Source organism: Methylophaga sp. UBA1464 (assembly GCF_002325665.1).
Classification (GTDB): Bacteria; Pseudomonadota; Gammaproteobacteria; order Nitrosococcales; family Methylophagaceae; genus Methylophaga.
Map to the genome: position 1 here is coordinate 45,032 of NZ_DCSO01000053.1, position 957 is coordinate 45,988.

At 43.9% G+C, this 957-nt stretch carries 1 protein-coding gene and 1 pseudogene; one reads left to right on the forward strand and one right to left on the reverse strand.

Annotated elements, in window-relative coordinates; genetic code table 11:
- Nucleotides 1–184, reverse strand: a pseudogene (locus tag B3O33_RS06600) (cytochrome C biogenesis protein CcsA); the annotation flags it as partial.
- A 177-nt stretch (nt 185–361) separates the two neighbouring features.
- Between B3O33_RS06600 and B3O33_RS06605 the strand changes: the two are divergent.
- On the forward strand, nt 362–957 hold a 596-nt coding region (locus B3O33_RS06605), incomplete at its 3' end, for a PQQ-binding-like beta-propeller repeat protein (RefSeq protein ID WP_292363237.1).

Genomic DNA, 957 nt, shown 5'->3' on the forward strand with positions numbered 1-957 from the left:
AAGATATGAACCCTGAGCGGGAGAGTCTGGGGTCAAAAAAAAGTTTTTTCCCGAGTTCAACTTTATCCGGTTCGGTAATAATAAATGTCTGGATGGGTTTGATTGGTTCATTTGCCAGACGATCAGCCATAACAGGAGATATATTCAGCATGCTGAACAGTCCCACTAACAGTATTTTATGCATCCCGCACCTCTATCCACCAATTATTGATAGTTTGATTGTAGGTGGAGCAATAATTTGCTGTAGGGTAAACGGGCACAGAATTGATCTGGATCAATAGATCCATCAATCATGATGAGGCATATCAGTTCGTTATTAATTGCTATCATGACAAAAAAATAATTATAGAGAGAAAAGAAAATGCGTTTAAAAGACTTCATCTGGATGGGAGGGTTGCTGGCGGGTATTTCCTTTCCGTTATTAGCTGCAGAACATGAATGGCCGGTCTATGGTGGAAATGATCTGCACCAGCGTCATAGCCAGTTGGTACAAATAAATAAAAGTAATGTGACGGGCCTGGTCGAAGCATGGGAGTTTGATACAGGTATCAACGATACTTTTCAGGCAACACCGGTAGTCCAGGATGGCGTAATGTACGTTTCCCTGCCATTCAATGACGTGGTCGCACTGGATGCAGGCAATGGAAAGCAGTTATGGCGTTATCAGCATGATCTGGACAAGGATTATCCTATTTGCTGCGGATCGGCTAATCGTGGGGTGGCCGTTGCCAATGGCATGGTATTTACCGGCACCATTGATGCGAGATTAATCGCTCTGGACGCTAAAACCGGTAAAAAACGTTGGGATCATCAGGTAATAGGGGAAAACACGGGTATCAGGGAAGATGTCAGCAAACTGGATGATACTGAGCTTGGTAGTGTTTCAGGGACCTCAGGTGCGGGTATTAATATGGCACCAATGATCTATCAGGATACTGTCATTATCGGCATCACGTT